The sequence below is a fragment of the Halogeometricum sp. CBA1124 genome (assembly GCF_009741955.1).
In the GTDB taxonomy this organism is placed as follows: domain Archaea; phylum Halobacteriota; class Halobacteria; order Halobacteriales; family Haloferacaceae; genus Halogeometricum; species Halogeometricum rufum.
Genome location: NZ_WPCD01000316.1, coordinates 1 through 2374, shown reverse-complemented (window position 1 = coordinate 2374; position 2374 = coordinate 1). Strand labels below are relative to the sequence as shown.

The window sequence follows — 2374 nt, the reverse complement described above, 5'->3', positions numbered from 1 at the left end:
CGCCGCCGTCTCCGACGGCCACTTCGTCTCCGACGCCGACGGTCCGAAGACGGCGGCGTTCGCCGTCGGCCGTCGGACGCCGATAGACGACGGTCTGCGAGACGGCCCGCACGCGGTGTTCGTCGCCAACGGGTTCGACGCGACCCGCGAGATATCGGTCGCGCTGTCCCGACGCCGGTTCGGGTCGTGGCGGAGTGTCACCTCGCGGACGTCGAACTCGACCCGGGACGCCGCGTCGCCTACCGACTCGACGACCCCGGCCGCTACCGGTTCAGCCTCGCGGCGGACGGCGTCGGCGGCACCGTCGACGTCGACCGGTCGGCGTTCGACTGCAACGACTCGACCACCGCGGCCGTCGTTCGGCCCGACGGCGTGGCGTCGGAACTGCGGTCGACGACGCTCGGTTGTTCGTGGTGACGGCGCGGAGTGCCGTTCTCGACGCGCGGCGCCGCTACTCAGCGAACTCCGCCGGCCGCGGGCGGGGTAGCCGACGACCAGGTCCGCGCCCGCGTCCTTCACGCCGCGACCCGTTCGCTCACGGTGTCGACGCCGCCGACGAGGGCGTAGTCGCGGACGGCGGTGGTCATCACCTCGCGGGCGCGGCCCGCGGCGTTCGAGTCCGTCGCCGCCCCCTCGGGCAACGCGTTGGCGACGGGTCGCCGCCGCGCGGCGTACGCGCCGACGGCGTCGAGGATGGCGTCCTCGTCGTCGGTGAGGACGGTCGGCGCGTAGACGGCTATCTCGCCGTCGTAGCCCGTGGCCCGGAGGGCGCGGAGGTTCGAGACGGTCCGCCGCGAGAGCAGTTCGTACTGCGTCCCGCCGACGGCGAGGGCGACGCGTTCGATGCCCTCGGTGCCGACCCACGCGTCCGGCGCGCGTTCGACGCCGGCCGCGAGGCGCGGGGAGACGGCTCGCTTCGCCTCCGCCTCGGTGAGGTAGGCGCCGTGGCCCGCCACGAGGACGCGGCGGACCCCCTCGGGAATCCAGTCCCACAGTTCGTCGTCGCCGGTCGGGTCGAAGCCGTCGGCGCGGACGGGCGTCGTGAGGCGGACCTCCCGGTCGGCGGCGAGTTCGCGGAGGACGTCCGCGTCGGGGAGGTGTTCGCGACCCTCGTAGTCGACGGCGACGGTGTCGAACGGCGTGTCGAGGGCCGCCCGCACGTCGCACTCTTTCGGCTTCAGGGCCACCGCGTCGAGACCCGTCTGCGAGACGCTACGCTCACCGGTCAACATCGTGTATCACCACTCACGGGAGGAGAACTACCGTCGTCGCGGAACGCGATCAATCGTCTGTGCGACCATATGGACTCCTGTTACCGAGCGGTCAGCATAAACGCGTCGTTCGTGACTACAATTTGCGACGCCCGTCGGACCAACGGGGGGGGAGTTCGGCGTCGGGTCACAGGGGGACGTTCGGTATCGGCTCACAGGGGGAGTTCGGCGTCGGGGTCGACCACCCGGTCGGGTTCCGCCGGCATCCGCCAGTCGGTCGTGAGTTCCAGCAGTTGGACGAGCATCCGGCCGGTCGCCCCCCAGACGGTGTAGCCGTCCACGTGGAAGAAGTGGATGCGGAGTTCGCCGTACTGCGGGCGGACGCGCAGTTCGGACTCGTAGTTGTCGGGGTCCGTGAGGTCGGACTCGGCGAGGACGGCTATCTCGGCGACTTCGCGTTCGTCGGGTTCGTACTCGCGGTCGGGAATCCGCGCGACGAACGGCCTCACGGAGTAGTCCGTGATCGTCTCGATGTCGTCGAGGCGGCCGAAAAACTCCACTTCGTCGGCTCCGAGGCCGATCTCCTCGTAGGCTTCGCGGAGGGCCGTCGCGCGCAGGTCGTCGTCGCTCGGTTCGCGGGACCCGCCGGGGAAACTCATCTGTCCGGGGTGTTCGCCGAGGTGGTCCGCGCGCTTCGTGAAGAGGACGTGGTCCTCGCCGTCGCGGACGAGAACCGGGGCGACGACCGCCGCTTGCCGGCCCGCGTCGGTCACCGTCTCGGCGTCGCGCGACGCCACCCGCGAGAGGTCCATACTGGTTCGAACTGTCGGAGACGCTTATGTTTAGCTCTCGCGGCACCGCCGCGAGTCGGTCAGTCGTCCAGTTCGGCGTCGAGACGCGACCGAACCTCGGTCACGTCCACGTCGCGCGCCGCCCACAGTTCCACGTCGTACGTCACGTCGAGGAGGTGCCGGATTCGCTCGTCGTCGCCGGACGCTATCGCCGCCTCGGCGTCGGCCCGGAGGCGGTCGGCCGTCGCCTCGGTCACCGCCTCGTCGTCGGGCGTCCGGTCGTCTACGTCGAGGATGTGCGGCAGGTCCTCGGCGTTCTCGGGGAGCGTCGGGAACGCGACGGGGCCGGCGACGACGCGTTCGCCGTCCGCG

Annotated in this window: 2 protein-coding genes and 2 pseudogenes; 1 reads left to right on the top strand and 3 read right to left on the bottom strand. The window is 71.2% G+C overall.

Annotated features, from left to right (window positions below; all coding sequences use genetic code 11):
• Nucleotides 1-186 precede the first annotated feature (186 nt).
• A complete protein-coding gene (locus GJ632_RS22620; RefSeq protein WP_197428138.1) occupies nt 187-417 on the top strand; it encodes a hypothetical protein in 231 nt (76 codons plus the stop codon).
• A 54-nt stretch (nt 418-471) separates the two neighbouring features.
• On the opposite strand, the pseudogene GJ632_RS20950 reads toward GJ632_RS22620, so the two are convergent.
• The 3 genes and pseudogenes from GJ632_RS20950 to GJ632_RS20940 form a co-directional block, all read right to left on the bottom strand.
• A pseudogene (locus GJ632_RS20950) lies at nt 472-1232 on the bottom strand (luciferase); the annotation flags it as partial.
• A gap of 191 nt (nt 1233-1423) precedes the next feature.
• Nucleotides 1424-2023: a CoA pyrophosphatase gene (locus tag GJ632_RS20945; protein ID WP_089805157.1), complete on the bottom strand. Its 600-nt coding sequence runs from the start codon at nt 2021-2023 to the stop codon at nt 1424-1426.
• A 59-nt stretch (nt 2024-2082) separates the two neighbouring features.
• Nucleotides 2083-2374, bottom strand: a pseudogene (locus GJ632_RS20940) (hypothetical protein); the annotation flags it as partial.

Bases quoted from the DNA above. Each gene is read 5' to 3' on its own strand.
- GJ632_RS20945 (WP_089805157.1), bottom strand. From the start codon at position 2,023: ATGGACCTCTCGCGGGTGGCGTCGCGCGACGCCGAGACGGTGACCGAC.